At 34.2% G+C, this 24,523-nt stretch carries 17 protein-coding genes; 8 read left to right on the top strand and 9 right to left on the bottom strand.

Going from position 1 to position 24,523, the window contains the following annotated elements; genetic code table 11:
- Nucleotides 1-176: 176 nt before the first annotated feature.
- The gene (locus QNJ66_RS05480) at nucleotides 177-737 is read right to left on the bottom strand and encodes a cytochrome (protein ID WP_300503799.1); all 561 of its coding nucleotides are present in this window, start codon (nucleotides 735-737) and stop codon (nucleotides 177-179) included.
- Nucleotides 738-1,734: 997 nt separating this feature from the next.
- Between QNJ66_RS05480 and QNJ66_RS05475 the strand changes: the two genes are divergently transcribed.
- Nucleotides 1,735-4,962 (top strand): hypothetical protein, encoded by a 3,228-nt coding sequence (locus QNJ66_RS05475; protein WP_300503796.1) that lies wholly within the window; start codon nucleotides 1,735-1,737, stop codon nucleotides 4,960-4,962.
- 201 nt (nucleotides 4,963-5,163) lie between these two features.
- Here QNJ66_RS05475 and shc read toward each other — a convergent pair whose 3' ends face one another.
- The 4 genes from shc to QNJ66_RS05455 form a co-directional block, all read right to left on the bottom strand.
- The gene (gene shc, locus QNJ66_RS05470) at nucleotides 5,164-7,089 is read right to left on the bottom strand and encodes a squalene--hopene cyclase (RefSeq protein ID WP_300503795.1); all 1,926 of its coding nucleotides are present in this window, start codon (nucleotides 7,087-7,089) and stop codon (nucleotides 5,164-5,166) included.
- Between the two features lie 77 nt (nucleotides 7,090-7,166).
- Nucleotides 7,167-9,095: a hypothetical protein gene (locus tag QNJ66_RS05465; RefSeq protein ID WP_300503793.1), complete on the bottom strand. Its 1,929-nt coding sequence runs from the start codon at nucleotides 9,093-9,095 to the stop codon at nucleotides 7,167-7,169.
- A 31-nt stretch (nucleotides 9,096-9,126) separates the two neighbouring features.
- A complete protein-coding gene (locus QNJ66_RS05460; RefSeq protein WP_300503792.1) occupies nucleotides 9,127-9,948 on the bottom strand; it encodes an FkbM family methyltransferase in 822 nt (273 codons plus the stop codon).
- Nucleotides 9,949-10,012: 64 nt separating this feature from the next.
- A complete protein-coding gene (locus QNJ66_RS05455) occupies nucleotides 10,013-11,398 on the bottom strand; it encodes a glycosyltransferase (protein WP_300503790.1) in 1,386 nt (461 codons plus the stop codon).
- Between the two features lie 231 nt (nucleotides 11,399-11,629).
- Between QNJ66_RS05455 and QNJ66_RS05450 the strand changes: the two genes are divergently transcribed.
- The 3 genes from QNJ66_RS05450 to QNJ66_RS05440 all read left to right on the top strand — a co-directional run bounded on the left by QNJ66_RS05450 (nucleotide 11,630) and on the right by QNJ66_RS05440 (nucleotide 15,333).
- Nucleotides 11,630-13,039: an amidase gene (locus QNJ66_RS05450; protein WP_300503788.1), complete on the top strand. Its 1,410-nt coding sequence runs from the start codon at nucleotides 11,630-11,632 to the stop codon at nucleotides 13,037-13,039.
- 84 nt (nucleotides 13,040-13,123) lie between these two features.
- A complete protein-coding gene (locus QNJ66_RS05445; protein ID WP_300503786.1) occupies nucleotides 13,124-14,212 on the top strand; it encodes a mechanosensitive ion channel domain-containing protein in 1,089 nt (362 codons plus the stop codon).
- Between the two features lie 98 nt (nucleotides 14,213-14,310).
- Nucleotides 14,311-15,333 carry a mechanosensitive ion channel domain-containing protein gene (locus tag QNJ66_RS05440; protein ID WP_300503784.1) on the top strand — a complete coding sequence of 341 codons (1,023 nt, stop codon included), beginning with the start codon at nucleotides 14,311-14,313 and terminating at the stop codon, nucleotides 15,331-15,333.
- Nucleotides 15,334-15,407: 74 nt separating this feature from the next.
- Here QNJ66_RS05440 and QNJ66_RS05435 read toward each other — a convergent pair whose 3' ends face one another.
- On the bottom strand, nucleotides 15,408-18,032 hold the full coding sequence (locus QNJ66_RS05435; RefSeq protein WP_300503782.1) for a DNA polymerase III subunit alpha: 2,625 nt from the start codon (nucleotides 18,030-18,032) through the stop codon (nucleotides 15,408-15,410).
- Nucleotides 18,033-18,538: 506 nt separating this feature from the next.
- On the opposite strand from QNJ66_RS05435, the gene QNJ66_RS05430 reads away from it, so the two are divergent.
- Nucleotides 18,539-20,038, top strand: coding sequence for an NHLP bacteriocin system secretion protein (locus tag QNJ66_RS05430; RefSeq protein WP_300503780.1), 1,500 nt, complete (start codon nucleotides 18,539-18,541; stop codon nucleotides 20,036-20,038).
- 9 nt (nucleotides 20,039-20,047) lie between these two features.
- Here the strand turns inward: QNJ66_RS05430 and QNJ66_RS05425 are convergent, their stop codons facing one another.
- The gene (locus QNJ66_RS05425; protein WP_300503778.1) at nucleotides 20,048-20,284 is read right to left on the bottom strand and encodes a hypothetical protein; all 237 of its coding nucleotides are present in this window, start codon (nucleotides 20,282-20,284) and stop codon (nucleotides 20,048-20,050) included.
- Entirely contained in the window at nucleotides 20,244-20,546 is a 303-nt protein-coding gene (locus QNJ66_RS05420) for a type II toxin-antitoxin system HigB family toxin (RefSeq protein ID WP_300503776.1), read from the bottom strand. The genes QNJ66_RS05425 and QNJ66_RS05420 overlap by 41 nt, the downstream gene beginning before the upstream one ends.
- 174 nt (nucleotides 20,547-20,720) lie before the next feature.
- Here QNJ66_RS05420 and QNJ66_RS05415 point away from each other — a divergent pair, with 174 nt between their 5' ends.
- Both QNJ66_RS05415 and QNJ66_RS05410 read left to right on the top strand, forming a co-directional pair.
- Nucleotides 20,721-21,821 carry a hypothetical protein gene (locus tag QNJ66_RS05415; RefSeq protein ID WP_300503774.1) on the top strand — a complete coding sequence of 367 codons (1,101 nt, stop codon included), beginning with the start codon at nucleotides 20,721-20,723 and terminating at the stop codon, nucleotides 21,819-21,821.
- Between the two features lie 7 nt (nucleotides 21,822-21,828).
- Complete coding sequence (locus tag QNJ66_RS05410) at nucleotides 21,829-22,872, top strand: FUSC family protein (RefSeq protein ID WP_300503772.1); 1,044 nt, start codon at nucleotides 21,829-21,831, stop codon at nucleotides 22,870-22,872.
- Nucleotides 22,873-22,881: 9 nt separating this feature from the next.
- On the opposite strand, the gene QNJ66_RS05405 is transcribed toward QNJ66_RS05410, so the two are convergent.
- Nucleotides 22,882-23,040 (bottom strand): hypothetical protein, encoded by a 159-nt coding sequence (locus QNJ66_RS05405; protein WP_300503771.1) that lies wholly within the window; start codon nucleotides 23,038-23,040, stop codon nucleotides 22,882-22,884.
- Between the two features lie 195 nt (nucleotides 23,041-23,235).
- Between QNJ66_RS05405 and QNJ66_RS05400 the strand changes: the two genes are divergently transcribed.
- Nucleotides 23,236-24,426, top strand: coding sequence for a cation:proton antiporter (locus tag QNJ66_RS05400; protein ID WP_300503769.1), 1,191 nt, complete (start codon nucleotides 23,236-23,238; stop codon nucleotides 24,424-24,426).
- The last annotated feature ends 97 nt before the right edge of the window (nucleotides 24,427-24,523 follow it).

Raw genomic sequence — 24,523 nt, 5'->3', positions numbered from 1 at the left:
CACTCCCCATCTCCCCATCTCCCCATCTCCCCATCTCCCCATCTCCCCATCTCCCCATCTCCCCATCTCCCCCCACTCCCCACACTCCCCCCACTCCCCATCTCCCCATCTCCCCACACTCCCAGTCTCCCAGTCTCCCCGTCCCCCCGTCTCCCCCCATCTCCCCCCACTCCCCATCACGGTGAATCTTCCCATTCTGCGGTTAAAGTACGATAGTTAAAGTCTTTGATTCCTGTATGACAGAGTACACAACTCTCACTTGTGATGGGTTCAGTAAACTCTACACGGGGATGAAGAATAGTAAAATACTGTGATTGTTCAATATAATAAGGAACTGGCGCGTCTCTCTGCAAAATAGGTCGAGAATTGGTTTTGAGATAATCCCAGATTAATACCTGAGTTAGACGAATCATATTAGGGACAGAAGTGCCATAATGTTTCTGAGGGTTCTCTAAAAGTTCCTGCCAGGTTTCTGTAGGTAATACCTCTGCTGGAACAGGAATATGACAGCCACCACAAGTCGAAACATAGAGTTCTTTTCCTGCTTCAACCGTGGGACGGTTTGGGTTAAGAGGAGGTAGCGATCGAGATTGCGCTAAGATGTGGCTAGGTTTTGCTGCTAAGGCTTGGGTAAACCCCCAACCCACACTCACACACCATAAAAGAATAGCCAGAGAAATTACTAAATATAAAAGATTTGAACGTTTAAAACGGAATAATTTGGCTATTTTAAACATATTTAAAACTTTTAACATATTTTATCAAAACTATTTTATCTTATCAAAAAATTGGTTTTAAAACCCCGTCTTCCTACGAGTTGAGTAACGTGGTTATGAAAAAATATTAGATATCTCCAATAATTAACCTCAAACCCTGAAAATAAGAGTTTGAGGTTAGTTTCTGGGGGTGTCTATTGATGTTTTCCCCTTATTTGCTAATGAAAGTTATTATGCCATTGCCATAAAGCCAAAACAAAACTGCTAAACGTAACGACAATTCTTACAAGGTTGAAAATTTCTGTGGTATCTTTAAAGTGCATTGTTTATTAAGCTCCTTGGTTTCAAGTTTGTAAGTTCGCACCTTCATTCTAACCAAGGAGCTCATCTTTTGTCAAATTTGTCAAGGTTAAGGCTATTTGTTTGAGACAATGTGTAATATTTTTGATTTTAAAATTGACTTTTATTGCAGTTATTATACTTTTTGTCGCAGAATCAGAATAGGCTTAAAATGCCAATATGACTTACTTTTCTTCATTTTACTCCCTTTCTTTGTGAGTAAGGTAGGAGAAAGAAATTGACTAAAAATCGACTTATTTGGTAATTATTGTCGCAAAAAAAAAATCAATCTACAATTATCATAAAAATAAACTTGTTGAAAATCGACATTCTGTCGCAAAATAATGGAATAGCTTTGAAGTGACAAAAAAGATAATGAGGAACGGAAAGCCCTGCCAAACAAAACTTTTAAGTGTGTTGACTAAAGTTATAAACAAACAGGGCTTTCAATGATTTGAGACAAAGTGTCGGTATTCCGTACAAATAAGTGGAGCTAACGAGGTCACAAATAAAGAGATAACTCTGATTATTTGACTATATTTAGCATCGACTATAACTACAAAGGAGAAAAACTATGCCAACTGTATCAAGATCACAAGAAGACAGTGACCGAGAAGAACGAGTGTATTGGTTTCTTCTTAAACTAAGTAACGTTAAGAATGAACAAGGAAAACCAGCAGTGAAAGATATCGCTTTAATTTGGGGCTATCAAAAAGATAGAAGCGGTCAGAAATTTGTGGAGAGAATTCTTTCTAATCTATATGATCAAAACGATGACAAACCAGCATTACCTTCATTATCCTTAAGTCGACTCGTTGAGATTCTTCAGGGTATAGAAAATTATTGGAATACTAAGGCAGAAAAAATAGATAATGAAAAGAATGAGTCAATAACTTCATTAATTCCGAAGAGATTAGAAAAAATAGATAAAATACGGGCAATTAGAAAATATTGTGAGCTTTCTCGTCAAGAAAAACAAAAGTTAAATTTACCTGTTGATTTTAAAACTTATATTCGGGAAAATTTTATTGATACAGAATATGATTATGTCACATCATCTGATAAATCAACAAGTTTTCCCCATGAAAAATATGCAGATGACTATATTAATATACAAAAACAAAAAAAAGATACAAACTTAATTGTAGGAACAATTCAGGGAGAATATTTTGATAATTTAATTGAAGAAGTTATTAGAGAGCGATTATTTGAAAGCTCTCCTAACCTATCTAAAAATCAAAGCGAGAAAAATTCGGAGTCTGAAGCACAAGAACAGTTAGATACTAATCAAAGATTTGAGGACTGGAAAAATAATAAAACAAATAAGGAAAGACTAGAAAAAATTAAAGAGAAAGTTAAAAATGAAATTCAGGTAATAGCTGTTAGATCAGGCTTAGAAATTGGAAGATACCAGATTTATAAAATTTTAGACAGAGAATTCAATCAGAAGTTTGAAAAAGTATATAAAAAACAATGGGAGTTTCAATTACCTGACAAATTAATTAAGCAGTTAACATCTAATATTATTGAGAATATTCCCGTTTCTGAAAATAGTAATATAGCCATAAGTTTTAAATATTTAGAAGTAGGGAAAGTGGGTCCACTTCCATTTGAATCTGATGGAGATGATAACTTAATCAATGAAGATTTATTAGAGCATGACGATGACAAGATAGCAACAAAAGAAACCTATTCAATTTTTAAAAAATATCATGCCTATAAAATTAAAGTTTATTTTCGGTTTAAATATGATAATGAGAATATAGATTTTTTTGAAGAAATAAGTGGGGTTTCGAGTATTTTATCCTTAGTTCGCAAAGCCCTTAATCGTGCCTTATTATGGGATATTCCCTGTTTAAGTCAGTATTTTCCTCTAATGCAAGAAGTCTTTATCGAAGATCAATTATTTGGTGGAGATACTTTAGCAACTGTTTTGTCAAAATCAAGAGGACGATTAGTTGAGATAGAAGATGTACAATATTTACTGGAAAGAGATAAAGATAAATTTAATCTTGACTTGTATATTCAAGGATTAGATATCGTTGAAGGTAGATATGTTGGATTTGATTTAGTTGAATCTATTGCTATTTCAGGGTTTTATGCTCGTTTAAAGTTGATTGAACAAACAGGAATTGAGCCAAATACATATCTAAAGGAATTAAAAAATCGTATTGAAGAAAATAAAAATTTATCGATAGGTAAAAAATATTTACGTTCTTATCCTTTTTCTTTATTAGCTATGGAAAAACATCTAGAGAAAAATATTTTAGAGTGTTATCAGGGTGCATTACCATTTTGCACTTTAGCTTTTTTAAGAGGTTTTGAATATCTTGGATTATTATTACTTCAGGTGATGTTTGTACAAAAATGGGATGCTAAAGATAAACGACAGTGGACTAAGTGGACTAAATGGACTAAGTGGACTAAAACTGCTTACAAAGCAAAGTTATGTATTATAGAAGGATATCTTGCTGAAGGTTTAGTTAAGGAAGCAGAAAATAAATTACAAGAACTAGAAAGTCATGAGCAACACTTCAGTCATTTTCTTAAAGCAAGTTATTATTTATGCCGGGCTGAATATCTATTTTTATGTAATGAGGATGAAATAAACAAAACAAGACAAGAAATTGTGAAAGATTGTCAAGACTATTTACAAAAAGCAGAAAATGAACTGAGGGAAAGGTTTCTAGAATTTTTTAGACTTGGGGAAATAGCTCAAGGTAATCTATCTCCCTTATATCATCATTGGACAAAAATTTATATTATGAGGGGACGACTATCTTTATATTTTCCTAGATTTTTACGAAAAGGAGTTGCTACTAATGTATTACCATCTCTTGTTGATTTTGGTAAAGCAAGAGTTTACTATGCACCAAGAGGTGGTGATTCTTATTTATGTGGTCAAGCTTCTTTATATCAAAGTTGGTGTTACTTAATGCAAGGATATATTGGGGATGAACAAGAAGGATTTGATAGAAAAACTTGTATTGATTGGGCAAAGAAATTAACTAATCAGGCGTTACTGAATTACAAAGAGATAAGTGAAGAATGTTATCGAGATTATACAGATAATCTATTTTCTAGAAATAACAATAAGTTTTCTGATTTAAACTTAACAGTTGGGCTACCACCTTTTTTGAGTTTAATTATCGATTATAAGGATGAGGATGAGGATAAGGATAAGGATAAGGATAAAGATAAGAACAAGAATGCCGTTAAAGTATATGATATTGATGCTAAATTAATTAAACGTCCTATAAAGACAAATAATTCTAAATCAGAAGTTGTAGATATATTTGGGCAGCATTCATCTTTATACTTTTTTGTGTTAGGAATGATTAGACTTTGTGATGATTATTCTAATAAATCTGATGATAAATCTGAGAAAAACATAGAGGAAAAGAGAAAGAAACAGGTCAAAGAATCTTATGATTATTTTGTTAGTAGTTGGGCAATTGCTCAAGGATGCACTAAACTCGAAGGTACAAATAAATTAGAACGAAAGTGTAATACATTGAAGCTTGATACAGAAGATCAATTGCCTATAAAAGACAAATTTAATGTTTCAAAACTTAGAAGTTTATATTTTCATCGTATTAGTGAATGGATGGATTTAGGAAAAATTTTTATGGCTGTTTGTCAAGTGATTCTTAGAGAAGATGATTATATTAATATCACTAATCATATTTTAGATGAAGTCAAAGATGTAGGTGTATTTACTAAAGTTCCTTCAGACTTTGATGAGTTTGCTTGTGGACAAAAGTTTTACAATCGTCATCTAGAATCACAATTTAAGAGAATTAAAGAATATCTTCGAGACTGTTTGAAGAATGGCAGTCAAAAATCTCTTTCTGAGTATCGAGATGAAGTCGTTGAAAATATCTTTCTTCGCTTACGAGGAGATTAATATAGCAGTTCTCATACTTGTGAGGTACACAGTTTTCTAGTTTTAGGAGTTCGGAGTTAGGAGTTCGGAGTTAGGAATTAGATATTTAAGTTTACCTCACTAGACTGAGAAACGCTATATCAATATTTTTAGCTAAAAGTTAAGGGTTTAGCAATGCTAAACCCCTACGAGTTGGAAAGAGTTAAAACAAGGAAAAACTACTTATCTATTTACCATTAATTTTTGATAACGTCCTAAAGCAATTAAGGGAAAATAATGACGATAGAAATGATAACGGATATAGAAATGACAAGGGAAACCAGTTCCAGTAAATTCTGATTCTTCCCAGGTTCCTTCCTCGGTTTGAGTATCTAATAAATAGTTAATTCCTCGTTCGATCGCATCAGTTTCAAATTTATTTAAAGCTTCTCCTGCATCTAATAAACCGATGAGGGACCAAGCGGTTTGGGAAGGGGTACTAACTCCTTTTCCTTTGAGAGTTGAATCATTGTAACTCCGACAGGTTTCTCCCCATCCTCCGTCTTTATTTTGGCAGCTTAATAACCAGTTAATTCCCTGTTCTATTTGGGTTCTATGTTTTTCGGGATTAATAACAGCTAATGCTGATAATACTCCACTGGTTCCATAAATATAGTTTACACCCCAACGACCGAACCAACTACCATCTTTTTCCTGTTCTTTATAAAGATAATTGAGGGCTTTATTCAGGCGATCGCTTTCTATTTCTAGGTCGCAACTGCCTAACATTTCCACCACCCTAGCAGTTACATCTGCGGTGTTAGGATCGATCATTGCTTTTAAGTCACCGTAAGGGACTTCGTTTAACCAAGCTTGATCATTATTCAGATCAAAAGCTGCCCAACCACCTTCTTTACATTGCATGGTTTCTATCCATTGTAAACAGCGATTGATGGCTGCTTTTTTTCTAGTTTCATCGGGCAATTTGATACCGTTTAATGCCATAACTACCGTAGCAGAATCATCGAGATCAGGATAGAAACGATTGGTAAATTCAAACGCCCAACCGCCGGGTTTTCCTGCTTTATTTTTAACCGCCCAGTCTCCATATTCCAGGACTTGTTTATCTAATAACCATTTTCCTGCTTTTACTAAGGAAAAATGATCTTCCTCTAAACCAGAATCTGTCAATGCTCGTACACACCAAGCTGTATCCCATATAGGAGAAACACAGGCTTGTAAACGATAAGTATCATCTTCTTCGATAGAAAAGCGATCAATTGCTTCAAAACCCAGTTTAACTGAGGGATCATTGACATCATAATTTAGGGTACGGAAAGCCAGTAAAGAATTTAACATTGGGGGCATAATTCCACCCCAATCTCCTGTTTCTTGTTGATGGTTCAACATCCATTTTTCGGCTGCTTTTAGTCCTTTTTTCCGGAAGGGAACTAAGTCAACTTGTTCAGCCAATTTCAAGACTTTATCTATTACTAAAAAGATGTCACCCCAATTATTATTTTTAGGCAATTCATACTTGACATTTTCTATACCTTCTGCATATAATTCATCCAGATTAAAAATAGGATCAACAGCAAAAACAGGCTTGTCATTAAAGACAATAATTAGGGGAACTGTGCTTTCTCTCGCCCAACTTGCCATTTCATAGATAGTGAAGGGAAAACTATCAGGAAATAACATAATCCAGGGGGGAATAGAAGGAATTCCTTTCCAGTCATAACAACCAATTAAAGCAAGATGAAACTTAGTAAAAATTCGGGTTTTACTAATCCCTCCTTTACTAATAATAAAATCCTTAGCGCGAATTAAAGCCGGGTCATCTTGCGGAACACCTAATAAACGCAGGGCCATGTATGCTTCTACGGAGGTACTAATTTCTCCACCGTCTCCATAGAAGAGTTCCCAACCCCCATGTTCCCGTTGTTGTTGACGTAAATAAGCTTCTACCTTGTGTAAGGGACGGGTGTGGTCTGTTCCCCAAATTTTATGGAGTAAAACCGTTTCTGCCGTTAAGGTAATATTAGACTCTAATTCGGCACACCAGTACCCTTGAGGATATTGTAAAGACAGTAAATAATTTTGACTGACAGTGATAGCATCTTTGAGGGATAAAGGTTGTTTTTGCGTTAGCGTATCTTGCGTTTGCATGAATAATTCCGTTGCACTCCTTACATATTTCTCTAGGTTAGCAAGGAACTAGCAAAGTGGAACATTAAGTTGTCAATTTAGCTTTGATTTTCTTGGATACTATCAACATAAAAAACAAATTTTAAATAACCATTTTGTGTAGTATCGGTGGCTAAAGGAGAAAATTGACCACAAGCTGTTACGATTTCTTGACTTTTAGGCATGAGAGAGTCTGGAACAATAATCCAATTGGTCTTGCCATTTTGCAAGTTAATTTTATTAATAATTGTTGTATTAGCTGGAAGTTGAGAAAGTTCTTCTTTTAATTGTGGAACCCCAGAATGATGTCCATATTCTTTTTCATAATGCCTTAATGCCCTGTTAAACGTACTGAGTTGAATATTAGGTAAATTGGTTTGTTGTCTCCCCCTGTCTGGGACTAGATGAATCATAGACCCTTGACTATGCCTAAAATAGATAGTTTCTTGGTCAATGGGACAAGAACTTTGAGGAAGTTGAGGAGAATTACTTAACAATTTTGTACTTGTCACCCCTCCAAAGGTCAGTAATGCAAACATCAGTCCACCTATCCATAAAATTGAAGCAGGTTCTTGCTTTTGGGGGATTTTCAACAGTGGTTGCCATGACATTTTTTCGACTATAGCACTGACACCGAAAGTTGGTAAAAGAGCAATCATGGGTACTGTAGCCATGTAAGGACGCATTCCTGCATCCCAAGGGGGAATAAAAGGTATGGAAAAGAAAATGCCCAGGGAGACCACTAAGACCATTGAAGCTAGAGGTGTGTTGCGCTGACGGTAGAGTTTGACAACCCCAATAACAGTTAATATCTGTAGGATGATATTTAGTTTATTAAGTTCGGCCCCTGGAATAAAATCAAAGACAAAATCATCCCAGAAAAACATCTTCCAGGCCCGAAAAATTCCTCTGACCAGACTAAAAGGGTCACTGCGTAAAATTTCCCAAACTAATTGATAAACTTTTTGTCCTGTTTCTGGGTCATTCATATCCCCTAACCCTGGATGTTGAGAAAAAACCGTTAACCAGTTTCCTCCAACCAATAACCCATACAAAGAATAAGAAAAATTAGAGAAACTGGTAGCATTAGGAGCAGCTACCAATTTGAAAACTATAGAATTAACTACAAATCCTAAAAAAACAAGGCTAAAACCCCCCAGAATTAAGGAACTGGAAAAACGAGCGTTTCTCCGAAAAAACCAGCTACCCCATAAAATTAAGCCAGGTAAAACAAAAAAAGCACCTGCACGAGTATTTAAAGCTAATGTCAACAGAAAAATTCCCAATAAATAAAGCTGACTTTGAGAATTGCAAACTCCACGCCATAGGGAGGCTAAAGCAACCATTCCTAATATTACGCCCCAGCCTTCTGTCGAAGGTGTACCAAGGTAAACTCGATAATATAAAAATATGATTACTATTAAAACTACTGCTGGTCCAGTTCCTTGGGTTTGCTGTATTTCACGCGCTAAAATAAAAGAGGTGATCGCAACCATTAAAACTAACAAAGCAATGGTAAGTTGTAGGTTTTGTTGAGTTAACCCTAGTAAAGTGGCTAAAACCCCATGGGCTAAAGGCCGCCAAGAGGAGACTGCACCAAAAGTTCCTCCTTCTAATAGTTTCAAAGCACTATTATAATAGTCTGTTGTATCCGTCATGGTTAATAAACCTGACATCATGTAGGCAGTTAAATTGATTCCACTACGCCAGAACCCTGATAATTGGGTGGCAAATAGGGTTAAGGTAGCAGTAAAACTGGTCAATGTCCCTAACCAACCCGAAGGACGATAGGCAAAATATAATAGGCTTAGTATTACAAAGGAAAGAATGGTTGGGTCAGAAGTCAACAAACGAAAAACAAGTTTATCGGGAATACCAATGCTTAGAATGGAAAAATACAGGGTTAATCCAATGAGAAAAATTCCTATGGTATAGAGCCATGATTGAGAAAAAATAGGGAGTGTTTTGTCTGATTTTAGTAAATTCATAGTTCCATAATCTGTGGCAGATAATTAACACTTATTGTAAGCTAGTTTTACTAAATACTAAATCGATATAACCTCGTTTTTTAACTAAGTCGTTGATAACACCACTCCTGGCTTTTTCGAGATTTCCTTTTTGATGCAGGATATACATTAAATATTCTCTTTGTTCAAAATAGCCAAAAATTGCTTCTGGTGTAAACCCTAACTCAGTCATACTTTCTGGCATATATTCTAGAACAATTACAGCATCAGGATTATTATTCAATGTCCTTTCCATTCCTGAACAAACAGGAAATTCGTACCCTTGAACATCAATTTTGATAAATTTGATGGCTTCATTATTCAGTTCTTCTTCAACAAAACTATCTACAGACCATAAGGCAACTTTAGTCAATTGCATAAGATCAACGCCCGTTTTTTGGTATTGTTTGGTAGCTATTCTATGATCAGCATGATGATTGTCATTATGCCATAATTCTATGTTTCCTTTTGTTTCTCCCACGGCAGCTTGAATGGGAATAATTTTTTCTATACACCCATGGTATTTTATAGTTTCTCGTAGTGTCAAAAAATTAGTTTTATCAGGCTCAAAGGCATATACTCGAAATTCCGATCTCATGATATCAGAAAAAATCGTCGCCGTATAGCCAATATTAGCTCCAATATCTAGTATGTGTCCTCCTTGAAAAATATCAGGATATTTCTGGGTAAGTCCAAAAAAAGGATCTTCAAAATATTTTTTATATAAAAAGTAACAATATCTAAAAATTTTTTTGAACCAAGGGGTTTCGAGAAGACCTGTTTTGTTAACAATACTATAAATCAATAGCAATATTTTTTGAAAAAATTGTATCATTTTAATCTTATGATTTCTGGTTCATAAATTCCTAAATAAACGGCTACACAGGAAAGTGAATTAATTAACGAAATTTGATTTTCTTCGCTGCATACAGACACATTTTTAATAAAACTAAGCCTTCTTTAAAATGCTGAATATTGGAACTTCCATAGGTTCTGGGATCATATCTCACTGGGATATCTTTGATTTTTAAACCTAGTTTTGCAGCTCCGAATAATAAGTCAAAATCTCCAAAGGGATCAAATTCTCCAAAATAGGAACGGTTTTCTGCAATGCGTAAATAATTTTCTCTAGACAATACCTTAGTTCCACATAAAGAGTCTTTAATTTCTGTATTTAAAAGATAGGAAAGTAACCAAGCAAAAAAGCGGTTTGCCATACGGTTTAACCAAGGCATCGCTTCATCACTGAGAGGATAAACTAAACGACAACCATTGGCAAATTCACAGCGACCTGATGCGACTGCTTCAAAAAAGTAAACTAAATCTTCAGGTCTAACGGTTAAATCTGAATCTAAAATAATCAAAATATCGCCAGTGGCCATGGCAAAACCTTGACGAACTGCATCTCCTTTTCCTTTAGCTTTTTGTTGAGCAATTTTTATGTCCCATTCCTCGCCATACTTAGCTTGAACTCGCTTAATTTCTTCCCAAGTATTGTCACTGGAATTACCTTCAATAAAAATGATTTCGGTATGTTTTCCTAAACGGGGCATTCGAGTTACACAACTTTCGATATTTCCTGCTTCGTTTCTAGCAGGAACTATCACGGAACAGGTACTATTTTGTATGTTCTCTTGTGCTTGACTTAAATCTGTCTGGACTCTAGCAATAACATATTCGGTTAAACAAAGATCATTAATAATGGGTAAAGGAGCTAAATATTTATTAAATAACTGATATAATAATGGTATTTTCTTCGGCAGTAACATCCGTTTTCCTCTGCCAATAACTTCTAATCCTTCAAGATCCAGGAGATTTTCAATATCTCCATAACTTAACCAGTTGAGGTTGTCAATGGGCATTCTTTGCTTTAATAAGGTTGCCAACCTCAAAATTAATTCCCAAGCAGGATTATGGTAGGTTAGAATAACTTTAGTAGAAGGCTTACAGGCTTTTCTAACATTCAATAAAGCTTTTTGAATATTATCTAAATAACTAATAGTATTAGCCATTAAAATATAATCAAATTCCTGATCAGGTTGAAATACTTCGGCTTCTTCCACTAATAATTTTAAGTCAGGAAACTTTTTCTCTGATAACTCTACCATTAAGGAATTACTATCAATTCCTACTCCCATATCAGGTGTTACTGAGTTGAGTAAATGACCTGTTCCTGAACCAATCTCTAAAACATCGGATTTCGGTTGCACAAAAAATTGATACAACTCCTCAATGTCTTTATAGTAGGAGAGATTTTTTTCGCGCCACTGCTCTAAATTAGTCATCAAATTTCTATAAATAGCTAAAAGGATTACTGAATGAGGTTAAAAACAAAAAACAAGGATTAAGTCAACTTATATATTTTTAATTAATGATTACTAAATCATTCTATCCTTTAATTAAAGTTGGCCAGCTAAATCACAAGCTAACATGATAGATTAAATTATGTCAACCTTATAATGACAAAAAATAATCTCCCTATTTTTAACAACCCAAATTAAATACCATTTATTGCCATGGACTCCCTTGATTTAGCCTTTACTCCTGCGTTAGACTTAGCGCAATTAATCCGCGATCGCAGCATTTCTCCTCTAGAATTAACCCAACTATATCTAAAAAGAATCGAAAAATATAACCCCCAACTGGGCAGTTTTTTCCATGTTGCTGCTGAAACGGCGTTCCAAGAGGCCAAAGAGAAAACTGAACAATTAATTAAGACATCTGATCCCAATAGTCTGCCTCCTTTTTTTGGTGTTCCCACTGCTATTAAAGACCTAAACGCAGTGGCAGGGATGCCTTTAAGTTACGGTGTGGCTGCCCTTAAGGAGGATATTGCTAGTTATGATGACGGGGTGACAATGCAGATGAAAGAAGCAGGGTTTATCATTTTAGGGAAGACTGCAACCTCTCAACTGGGGTCATTTCCATACACGGAACCTCCAGGCTTTTCTCCTGCCCGTAACCCTTGGCATTTAGACTATACGCCAGGGGGATCGAGTGGAGGGGCTGCTGCTGCTGTGGCGGCTGCTTTGTGTCCCATTGCCCAAGGTTCTGATGGTGGGGGTTCGGTTCGTGGTCCGGCTGCTTGTTGTGGATTAGTGGGGATAAAACCGACCCGAGGAAGGATATCTAATGCGCCGGTGGGAGACTATCAAAGTGGGATTTCTAGTAACGGTCCTTTAGCTCGTACGGTGGCTGATGCAGCAGCTTTATTAGATGTTATGTCGGGTTATATTCCTGGTGATCCCTACTGGTTGCCGTCTCCTGAAATCTCTTTTTTAGAGGCAACAAAACAAGAGTCTCGTTCTTTAAAAATTGCTTTTTGTGATCATATTCCTCCTTTTACAAACAGCGAAACCATTGTTAAAGAAACAGTAGAAAAAACTGCTAATTTATTAGAGTCTTTGGGTCATTCTTTAGAAATTAAATGTCCATCAGTGGAGGAATTAATTGATCCATTTGTCAAGATTTGGCAATCGGGTATTGGAGCATCGGGAGTGCCTTCAAATCTATTGAGTCCTTTGAATAATTGGTTTCATGAACAAGGGTTAAGTGCAGGAGAATATCTACAAGCTGTTCATAAAATACAGATTTTTTCCCGTCAATTAGTGGCTTTTTTTGAAGATTTTGATGTCTTACTTTTACCTGTATATTTACATCAACCGATTAAAGTTGGACAATGGGCCCATTTATCACCGGAAGAAACTTTAGACAAAATTATGAATTGGATTGCGCCCTGTCCTGCTTTTAATGCTAGTGGTTTACCGGCAATGACTTTACCAATGGCACAGGATGAAAAGGGTTTGCCGGTGGGAGTTCAATTAGTAGGAAAACCTGCTGATGAGTTAACTTTAATTCGTTTAGCTTCTCAGTTAGAAAAAGCCAATAATTTTTCATTGTCTATTCCATCTTCTGTTAACCATTAAAGCTATTTTTTACTTTAATTTGTGTACTATCAATAGAAACATTTTAATTAATGTTTTTCCTAAAGATAATTTGGGTATGGGGTTATGTTTAATTTTGAGAAAATATTGACTAATTGGCCGATAATTCCTGTGGGTTTAGCGATTATTCTTGTAATCATTGCCTTGCCCCAAATACTCCGTTTATTAGTGAGTTTCCGAGAGAGTATAGCTACTGCGGAAACTCAAGAGATTTACCAACGAATAATTAATCCAGATCAAGCTTTATTACAGTCAATTATTCTTTTGTTATTAGCTGATATTATTTTATTAGTGACTCATGGTTTAGTCCCTAAACTCCAATCAATTAATATTATTGAGTTTCCCATAGGTGTATCGGTGTCTCTGGTAATTAGTTGGATAGGTTATCGTTTAATTGAGCGTTTTTTTACTATTTATCTGACTAAGATTACTCAAAATGGACAAAAGTTAAATAGTGATTTACTAATTGTTGCTAAAGGATTAACTTTTTTTGTATTTTTATTTATTATTATTACCATTTTTTCCCAAGCTCATGAAATTAATATATTTGGTTTAATTGCTAGTTTAGGAATTAGTGGTGTTGCGATCGCTTTTGCTGCTCAAAAAACATTGGAACAATTATTAGGAGGAATTGTTCTCTATTTGGATCGTCCTTTTGTGGTTAGTGATTATATCGGTTTACCAGATGGAACTTTTGGGAAAGTTGAGTCTATGGGATTACGTTCTACAAAAATTCGTACTTCTGGAAAGGGTACATTAATGGTTGTTCCCAATAACTATTTAACTCAAATTAATATCGAAAATTTTACAGGGGCTAGTAAGCTAATTAATGTTATTAAAATGAGCTTTTTTGAATGTTTATCTGATAGTAAAAAATCTTTTGTTAGTCAATTAATTACTGAATCTAGTCTTAAAAATGAAGTAGAATCTCGGAATATTCATGTTGATTTTGAAGATATTATTAATGACAAAAATGAGAAAATAACTCAAGCTCAAATTAAATATTTTATGCCATTGAAAGATAAAAACCCCGGAGATTTTCGTATCCAAATAATAAAAATTATTGGAGAAAATATTCGTCATCAATTATTAGAACATGGTATTAATCACAAAATTATTGATAGTATTTTTATTAATTCAGAAATTTCTATATAAAATAATTTCATAAAATAGTTATGAAAATCATTCAGTCCATCTATGAATTTTTAGTGACTTCTGGTTTTTTTCAGTTGGCAATCTTTTGTCTGTTGGTTATGTTATCTGTAATAATTGGTCAATCTATAACTAGATTATTTTCTCTAGGTTTATGGTTTTTTCCTTCTCAGCAACGTCATACTATTTATAATAATTTAATTAGAGAAAATAAGATTATTATTAACAGAGTAGGAACTTGGATTTTAATTTATTGTTCTTGGTTTTGGTTAAAAGAAAATGAAAAATTACCTACTTTACTTCATTTCTTAATTAATTTTAGTTTTGTTATTTTTATTATTTGGATTTTTTCGAGAATTTCTAAAGAACTGATCAAAGTATATGGAATCAATTTATTTAGAAAAATTGGCGGAGATACAACAGAAATTCTTCTTGCTCTTGAAACAATTTTTAATATTATATTTGGTCTAATTTCATTGTCTATTTTTGCTTATCAATACGGGGTTCCCTTAACTGGTTTATTAGCTGGCGCTTCTATTAGTGGTTTAGCCCTTAGTTTTGCAGCACAGAATACTTTACAACAACTATTTGGAACTGTGATTATTTTTTTAGACAAACCTTTTATTCAAGGGGAATATATACGCCTTCCAGATAATGATAAAACCTTTGGTAGAGTTGAGTCTATTGGGTTACGTTCAACTAAAATTAGAACAGTGGGAAAAAATACCCTTGTTATTGTCCCAAACTCAAAAATGGCTGAGTGGCAAATTGAAAATGTGACCCGAGGAAAAAAGGTTATGATCTTAATATATCTAGATTTTGATAATATTTTAAATGACTATGAAAAATCTTTGGTTAAGCAAATTAATAATAAATATATTAACTCATTTTTTGGTGTAGAACCTGATACATCAAGTACAATTTTTCTGGAACATCCTAATAAGAAATTGAGTCGTGCGAGAATCACATTTTTTATTTTGGGTTCCACTGAAAGTTCTATCGAATTAAGAGAAAGAATGGTAGAAGTATCGAAAAGACAAATAGCTGATGAGTTAATAAGTCATGGACTTAAATTTACCACTAATGAACCTGTTATTTCTTTTGAATCACCTATAAGTTTATAACTTTAATTGTCATTCCGAGGTACTCAGAATCTCTATGATAGATAGTGCGATAAAAACACTTCCAAAAAAAATATTTATAGAGTAACTTGTTTAAGGTCTAAATTTTTCTCAAAAATCTCATCAATGGGTAACATTCTACCATCTGTTGTCATAAATTTATGGTCTTTAGTTGCTCGAATTTTTGAACCATCTTCTAGAACATATTCAAATATTTCTTGTTCTCCTCTATTATGCCATTGGACTATAGGTTGAGTGTAAACAAAACCATTTTTATCTACTGTATAAACAGTACAATTGATGTTTTCTTCTACTATTTTCCCAATGCACATGGGTCCATATTCAACGGTTAAAATTTCAGTTTCATAACTTAAACAATATTCGGCAAATTTAATCATTTGCTCGAATAAATCTTCTGCAATAGCTTGAGGAACACCATTTTTTGTAGAACCATCAATAAAAATTTCTCGATGTTTGGTCATTTCTGCAATTTTCTTCTTACCCATGGCCCGACGCAATAAGTCAGCTTCTCCTAAAGAATAACCGGCTAAATCTTGCGCCATTTTCATAATTTGTTCTTGATAAACTAATACTGCATAGGTTTCTTTTAGGATGGGTTCTAATAGTTTATGTTGATAAACAATAGCTTCTTTTCCATGTTTACGGTTAATAAATTTAGGGATTAATCCGGCATCCAAAGGACCGGGACGATATAAAGCTAAAATAGAAGAAATATCTTCAATTCCCGATGGTTTTAAATCTTTTACAATCTGTTTCATTCCCGATGATTCTAACTGAAATATGCCTTCCAAATCTCCTTTTTCTAATAGTTTATGAGTTTTTTGTACATCAGGCGGTAGTTTTTTTGCAGTTCCTTTGGCAATAATTTCTAATGCTTTTTTTTCATCTAATGGCAGTTGATCTAAGTCTAATTCTACCCCTTGATTTTGTTTAATTAAATCAGCAGTGCGTTGAATTGTGGTTAAATTTCTTAAACCTAAAAAGTCCATTTTTAATAATCCCAAGGACTCTAAATCTTCCATATAGTATTGAGTGATCACTGCCCCATCATTATTCTTTTGTAAGGGAACAACTTGGTCTAAAGGTTCAGAAGAAATAACGACTCCTGCTGCATGAACCCCAAAGGTTTTATTAGTTCCTTCGATACGAATTGCCATATCAACCCAACGATGAACAACGGGATCATTTTCGTACCTTTCTTTAAATTCTGGGGTTGGTGTTTCATCAGAAACCATGACTTTTAATTTAGCAGGTTTTCCTCTTGAAACTGGGATCATTTTTGTCATTTTATCTGACTCAGCATAGGGAATATCTAATACTCTGGCCACATCTTTTAACACTGCTTTTGATGTCATGCGGTTAAAGGTAATAATCTGAGCAACATTAGCTTCTCCATATTTTCTAGTAACATATTTAATCATTTCGTCTCGTCTTTCGATACAAAAATCTGTATCAACATCAGGCATCGATTTTCTTTCAGGGTTCAGAAATCTTTCAAATAATAGTCCGTGATGTACTGGATCAATATTAGTAATTTTTAAACAATAAGCAACTAAAGAGCCGGCTGCTGAACCCCTTCCTGGCCCTACGGGAATACGGTTATCTCTAGCATATTTAATATAGTCCCAAACTACTAAAAAATATGTAGAAAAACCCATCCGTTGTAACATTTTTAGTTCGTATTCTAACCGTTCCCGATAGTCATCAGGAATTTCACTACGAGAGCGACATTTTAAACGAGTTAATAATCCTTCCCAAGCTATTTCTTCTACATAACTATCGGCATTATGTCCAGCAGGAACAGGATAGTCTGGGATACGGGGTTCTCCCAAAATATCTTTATAAGGTTCAACTTTTTCTGCAACTTCTAAGGTATTATTAATGGCTTCTTCTATAATCTCATCCGTAAGATGATCCCGAAATAATAACCGCATTTCATCAGCAGATTTTAAATATTCTGTGCCACTATATCTAAGTCTTTTTTCATCGGTAATAAGTTTACCAGTTTGAATACATAATAATGCGTCGTGTGCCTCTACATCGTAACAAGAAATAAAATGAGAGTCGTTAGTCGCCACAATTTTAATCCCTAAGTCATGGGCAATTTTAGCAATAGCAGTATTAACAATTCTATCCTCAACAGAACCGTGATCTTGAATTTCTAAATAAAAGTCATCTTTAAATAATTTTTGATACCATTTAGCAACTGCTTTTGCTTCTTTGTAATCTCCTGCTAAAATTCTTTGAGGTATTTCTCCCCCTAAACAAGCACTGGTAACAATTAAACCTTCGTGATATTTTTCTAATAGTTCTTTATTGATACAAGGACGGGCAAAAATACCTTTTCCTTGCATTCCGTTTAGATGGGAAAGTGTGGTTAATTTCACTAAATTCTTATAACCCTGTGTATTTTTAGCTAAGACAACTTGATGATATTTTTTATACTTTTTCTTCTCTTCAATATCCCCATTAATAACGTACATTTCATTACCAATAATGGGTTTAATACTCTTATTTCGACAGACTTTAATTAATTCGATCGCCCCATACATGACTCCATGATCTGTTAAAGCGATCGCTGGCATTTCTAATTCTACCGCACGATCAATTAAAGCTTTTAATTGAGACGCACCATCGAGTAAACTATAATCACTGTGTATATGTAGGCCAACGAAAGACATAGTAAAATATTGTTAGATTAATTATGAATAATTACACCCAAATGTAACAATTTGTTATTTTAATGATTACCTTGGGTCTTACATTATAGCGTTGATCAACGATACGGCAACAAATTAGATTTCCCTTAGCAACTGAGATATATACTATTTATGAATAACCCAAAAATGAAATATTTTGAACAAGAGGATATTCTTTATTTAACTATTTCTGATTAACCAGAGGCAAATAGTGTAGAAAATAGTCTAAATATTACAGTTTAAATTAATGATTCATGGTGATTGATTGAAATATAAATTACAAAAATAAGTGTTTTTATTCGAGATTCAATGATATAGTCAACTTGAGGAAAAATATTAAATCTATCTCTCAACTATAGCCAAAAATTAAAAATAACCTATTGCCGCCTATTTTTTCTCTATATCAATAGATAATTCTTGCAATTCGGTTAGTATTGCATTAGGATATTAACTTAATACAATGTGAATCGTAATTTATAATTTTAAAAATGACAACATTTCAAGAAAAAAGACAACAAACCTTAACCCCTTCTAAAACGTATAAACCCCATGTAATTTTTCGTCTACTACCAACTATTACCCTAGTTGGTTTAACGGGATGGTGGACTGTAGTAGGACGTATTCCTACCAGTGTTATTGGTCAATCTATTTTAATTCAACCGCGATCCATTATTTCTTTTCAACCAAGAGGAACAGGTGGACAAATATTAGAAATAAGGATTAAACCCGGTGATAGTGTTAAAGTAGGACAGGTAATTGCTGTTCTAGATTTTCCGGACTTACAAGAACAACTCCGCAACCAACAAGAGGAATTAGCAGAATATGAAGCAGAAAATTTAGCTATTAGTAATGCTCAAACAATTCGTAGTAACTTGCAGCAACAAACTTTACAATTAGAAAGTGTTTCTCTTCCTCAACAAGTTGCAGCCAATGTTAAAGAAATTGAAGCCAATCAAACTAAACTTATTGCTGTCAAAAAACAACGTAAAGCTTATCAAGAAAGAATTACTCAACTCGATGAATTTATTGACTTAACTCAACGCCGTTTTGAAGCATATACTGATTTAATCGCAGAAGGTGCAGTTGCTCCTTTAAGCTTCCAAATTGTTAATTCTGAAAACCAATTACAACAAAGCCAAAATGAACGCACTAATTTATATGCACAGCTAGAAAATTTAAGCTCAGTGGAAGAAGAATTAGCCTCAGCAAACATCAATTTAAACGCACAAAATGAAAATTTACGCGCTCAACTAGAGAAACTTCGTACAGATTCAGCTAACCTAAGATTAACCGACTTACAGGCGAATGTGCAGCGTCAAAATACCATTGATAATTTAAAGCGAGATATTGATAACCTCAAAGCCAAAATAGCCAAAGATAGCTTAGTAATTTCTGCTTATAATGGCACAGTAGTAACCGTTAGTGGAAATGCAGGAGAATATATACAAGTAGGGACTGCGTTGGGAACATTACGAGTCAATACCCCAGAGATAATGGACAGTAAAAATAAACCGATAGCTACTGCTTACGCCTTTTTCACCCCAGAAGATGCAAACCGTATTCGTCAGGGAATGGTAGGTAAAATGACTCCCCATTTGCTCACAAATCGACGTTTTGGGGGTGTGCGTGAGGAATATGGTGCGATTCCCTCCACAGTGACTGCCGTTTCCTCTAAAACCGTAACTGTGCAGGAAGTAGCAAGTATTGTCGGCGATTCAGAGTTAGCTAACGCATTAGTGCAAAATCCTGTCCCCTACACCATTCCTGATAATGGGAGGGCGCAAAACCTTCCTGTTGTCCAGGTTGAGCTAGAATTACGTCAAAATCCTGATAATCCCTCTGGTTATGAATGGACACAAAGCGAGGGGCCAAACACCCAGATTGTTGAAGGTGCATTAGGTGAAGTACGGGTGACTGTTCAAGAGCGATCGCTTATTAGTTATGCAATAGCTAGTTTACGGTGGATAACAGGTATATATCAGCGTTAAATTATAAACTTAGTTAAAGGGAAAATAAAGATCCTCATAATCTCGGATTAAACACCCTAAAACATTCAAATAATCTTGTTCTTCGGTGGTTAAACTGCCTTGATCAATTAATTTATCAACAACCTTTTGAGTAGCTTGGTAATCTTCTTCTGATGCAATAGGACGAGGAGGAAAAGTTTGTAATAATTTCAGGTAAGCTTGATTTTTAAGAGAACCAAGGGTCTTTTTTCCATTTGTCTGTGTCATATTCTGCATGGGTAAGGACGGCACGAACAAAAACTTTTTGATATCTATAGTCTATCAGAGTAATTAAGCGATAGTTGTTCCCACTGATATTGAAGACGGTTAGATTGCCCACTTGATCTGCTTGAGGAAAAATATTACGTAGCTGATTGAAATTTTCCCATCTTGCTTCTCTGGTGCGGGAATACCATATTTGTAGACTTGATTGAGCATTTGGATGTTTTTCCCAAAATTCTTTGAGTCGTCTATGAGTGATAATGTGCATTTATTTGGGATTATAACGTTATCAAACCCACCGACACCAATAAATTTATCGACATGATAATAACCATTTTTTGTCTTACCATCATTATCAAGTACAGAAGAGTGATTATAATCCAAATACGACACCTATTATTGTTGTTACTGTGTTTTTTGATTCTTAAATGAGATTATATCTATGGATAAAGTCTATCGATACAAATTAATTAAATTAGCGATCGCTATACCACTAGCATTTAGTGTTGCACTGGTACTAGATATTCAGGCCAGCTTAAGTTTTTTTGGACCTTTATTTGTCTTTGTTGTTATTTTGCTTTTTCCAGATCCTATTGAATTAAAAAGGTTTATAGTTAAAAAAATGCTCTTAGTTATGGCAGTTGCGTCTATTTTAGCAGCGTTTATTGCCAGCTTTTCTTATATCAATAGTGTTATCGTTTTTTTGTTTATTTTACTAACAGGATGGGGGATTAAAAATTGGATACCAGTTGCAGTAAATCTGGGTTTAACTCCCATAGGAATCTTCACTGCAATGGCAGTTCTTCGCTCATCTTCACCCTATACTACCCTTGTTTATATGCTTGTCTTAATATCAGTAGGTGTTGCCTTTGGGCTATTTGTTGATAGTTTCTTTTGGCCGGTATATAGTAGTCAAATTGTAGAAAAACAAGTAAGTCAACTCTTTGGTACTTTAGAAATTTTAAGTCAAGATGCTTTAGGTTTTGAAGAAGATGATTCAAAAATTAATTCCCAAAATTTGCAAATAGAAAAACAGATAAAGGGCATTAATAAAGCATTAAAAATTGCTGTTATGACTAATAGTTTGTCCGTAACAGAACAACAAAAATGGGAGCAATTGATTATACTTCAAAAGAAAACTTTTTTACATCTACAAGAATTAAGAAAATTAATCCATACAAATAAAAATAATTTCCTATTAAATAGAATAAAACCTGATATTTATCCCTTGAATGATACTCTAAGTGAAACCCTCTTAACATTAGCAAATGTAACTTTAAACCCTACTTCAAATCTGTTATTACCTAATCCTAATATTAATCTTCAAAGATGGAAAAATCACTTAAATAAAATGAGAGAAAATGGAGAAACTCAGTCTTTTGATTTAATCAGTCGTCTCAATGTCGCATTAATTGAATATAGTTTAGAAGGTTTAGTTAAAACCATCTCTGAAAGTATCACCTTAGTAGAAGAATCTTCTACTCAAGTTATCATTAATCAGTCCCTCAATACCCTAAAATTTCAACAAATAAATAATAAATAAAATAATTATGAATAGCAATATATATATTATAAAACTTGCCCTTGGTGCAGCCCTTGCTTTTGCTATTGGTAATGCACTTCACACCAGAAATATGAACTATGTTCTTTATGGTTCTATACTTTGTATTCATCCCATTGCAGGGGATACTATCAGTTATGTATTAGATAAACTAAAATCTGCTTTATTAGGGACATCATTTGGGATGATTGTTACTGTTGCTTTCCAAGGTAATTCTATTATTAGTCTTCCTATTGGAATTGTTAGCTTAATTACAGCAGGATATTGGTTTAATTTACCGAAGCGTTTATTATCTTTTGCGGTTATTGTTACTATCATAGCCTTAAGCGGATCTTACAGTAATGAACCCTTTGAATATATTGGCTTAAGATTTTGGAACATTTTTCTCGGTTCTATTGTAGGAATTATTGTTAATATTGCTTTCTGGCCGAATCGAGATGTAGAAAAGATCGATCCTGCTTTGGGTAAAATTATAGCAAGTATTAGTCAACTCTACCAACAAATTATCAATGATTATAAACAAGGAAAGTTGATGGAAAATACACAATTTCGTAAGCAATTAATTAATAATATAACTAAGCAAATTAATGGAATTGAATCTTTACTAGAAAATGCAGAAAGTGAAATTTTTTTACCCTTTGTAGATGAAACATCATATCAGCGTCGAAAGAGTCTAATTATGCAGATAAAGTCACTTTTTCGTTTGGTATTAAATTTAGGAATTAATTTAGAAGGAGGAGACAACGATAATCTTCATTGGCGCATACAAACAGAACTAGATAATTTGATTACAGCGACTAACGTTAGTTTTAAAACTGTGAGTAAAACTATCATACCTTCATCTTCATTACTGTTAGAAACTCCCTTAGATAACTTATCAGAATTAAATCAAGCTATCAGTGATCGCTTAACAGAAATTTCTGAAGAGGATATTTCCTCATCTACTATTAATCCTAGTGAAATTAAACGAATGTCTGCTACTATTTATGGACTGAGAGCGATCGCATCAGAGTTGCAAGAATTGACGAATTAACATTCTCAATTATTTATCTTCATTTAAAGCTCGTTCAAAACCATAAATAATTAAAGCTGCTAAAATAGCTAACCAAAACCATAACCGAGGAGGTTCACTTAAAACTGTAATTCCTAAAACAACGAATCCTGCGATTGTCCACCACTTAAACCACCATTTGAGTCCCATATGTCCCCTTCTATCAATAATAAATGAATCAGATATTTTAGTTCATTTTACCATCGCTACTAATTTATCATAGTTAACCTAGAACAGCTAATTTTTCTATGATATACTCAGGGGGATTAATTAATTCAGTATCTTCATAGTAATGATACTTTTTGCAGAAAAATCCAAATTTTGTTTTATATAAAAAGTTAATATATGGAAAGTTTATATCAAATCTTAGCAATAATTGCAGCCTTTACTTTTATTTATAGTATCGTTGCAGGACGATTAGAATCCACTTCTATTTCCGATGCAATGGTATATGTTGTCTTTGGGTTTTTATCGGGACAAAATGGGCTAAACATCTTACCATTAGATATTGAATCCGAGGGAGTTCGCTTACTGGCTGAATTAACCCTTGCTTTAGTGCTTTTTTCAGATGCTTCTGGTGCTGACTTAAAAATACTTAAAAGTAGCCTGAGTTTACCATCTCGCTTACTGTTAATCGGACTTCCTATTACCATTATTTTTGGAGTAGGTGTAGGTAAATTGTTATTTCCTAATGTAAGTTGGCTGGAAGTAGGAATTTTAGCTACTATGTTAGCCCCGACTGATGCGGCCTTGGGAAAAGCAGTAGTTAGTAATCCGAAAGTTCCTGCTCAAATTCGGCAAGTTTTAAATGTAGAAAGTGGCTTAAACGATGGTATTTGTGTGCCTATCTTATTCGTTTTATTAGCTATTGTAATTCCTGGAAATATGGAAGGTGGTATATCTGAGCTTGTGGTGCATTTATTTGTGGAAGAAATTGGTATTGGTGGCTTAGTAGGGGCAAGTATTGCCGTTTTTGGCGCACAATTAGGCCATTTTGCTGTCAGAAAAAATTGGGTTACAAAAACATGGCGACAAATTTCTCTTCCTGCCATCGCATTTACTTGTTTTGCTACTGCACAAAGTTTAGGAGGAAGTGGTTTTATTGCTTCGTTTGTGGGTGGACTTTTCTTTGGCAGTATGATTAAAGTTTATAAGCATGAAATGATAGAAGTTTCCGAGGGAATTGGTAATGCTATGTCTTTAATGACTTGGGTTGTTTTTGGAGTAACTTCTGTAGGGAAATATATAGGACAACTTACTTTCCCAATTATCTTGTATTCGATTTTAAGTTTAACAATAGTTCGTATTTTACCTGTCTTTTTATGTCTCTTTGATATTAGTTTAGACTTGGAAAGTAAACTGTTTATGGGTTGGTTTGGACCACGAGGACTGGCAAGTATTGTCTTTGCTGTTATTGTCCTTAATAGTAATTTGCCGAGTGGTAATATCTTAACAACCACAGTTACTTGTACTGTTCTTTTAAGCATTATCGCCCATGGACTAACGGCCAATCCTTGGGCCAATCGTTATGGTTAGGATAGGTTTACTCACATCTTGCACCTTCGATAAAATTAGCTAGTTTAGAGAAGGAACAGGGAACAGGGAACGGGCAACAGGATTAATTTTCACTGTA

Origin of the sequence: Crocosphaera sp., assembly GCF_030064895.1 — a bacterium.
In the GTDB taxonomy this organism is placed as follows: domain Bacteria; phylum Cyanobacteriota; class Cyanobacteriia; order Cyanobacteriales; family Microcystaceae; genus Crocosphaera.
Note: the sequence above shows the minus strand (reverse complement) of the source record. Positions and strands in the feature narration are given on the sequence as shown.